The organism is Pseudomonas sp. LJDD11, assembly GCF_024584215.1.
Lineage (GTDB): Bacteria > Pseudomonadota > Gammaproteobacteria > Pseudomonadales > Pseudomonadaceae > Aquipseudomonas.
The window spans coordinates 1-519 of the sequence record NZ_JANJFL010000155.1 but is presented as its reverse complement, the minus strand read 5'-3'; the positions used below and the strand labels follow the sequence as shown (position 1 = coordinate 519).

1 protein-coding gene and 1 pseudogene are annotated in these 519 nt (G+C 62.0%); both read left to right on the top strand.

Features of this window, described 5'->3' with window-relative positions:
* Nucleotides 1–197, top strand: a pseudogene (locus NRB16_RS29310) (glycosyl transferase); the annotation flags it as partial.
* Nucleotides 178–519: aromatic amino acid ammonia-lyase (locus tag NRB16_RS29305; protein ID WP_257107626.1), on the top strand; the 342-nt coding region annotated here is incomplete at its 3' end. The pseudogene NRB16_RS29310 and the gene NRB16_RS29305, both read left to right, overlap by 20 nt.

The window sequence follows — 519 nt, the reverse complement described above, 5'->3', positions numbered from 1 at the left end:
AGGGCCCGAAGGGTTACCGAGTGATTCTCGAACCCTTCACCGATGCCATCCAATGGCGCCGCAGCGACCGCGCGGAAGTGATTGCCCATTGGGCCAGCCGCTATGCCGAACGTCTTGGGCACTATTGCCTGGAGGCTCCGCAACAGTGGTTCAATTTCTACCCTTTCTGGAAGTCCGATGACGAATCAAGCTCCTGACACGGTCATGTTTGGCGAACGCGCACTGCGCATCGAGGACGTTCTGGCCTTGGCCAATCGCCAGGCCCCGACGGCTCTGCAGAACGACAGTGCCTTTCGGGAGCGCATCGCCAAAGGCGCGCAGTTCCTTGATTCCCTGCTGGACAAGGAAGGCGTGATCTACGGCGTCACCACCGGTTACGGTGACTCCTGCGTGGTCGCCGTGCCGTTGCAGCATGTCGAGGCCCTGCCACGACACTTGTACACCTTCCATGGCTGCGGCCTGGGCAAGCTGCTGGATGCTCAGGCCTCCCGTGCGGTCCTGGCAGCGCGCCTGCAATCG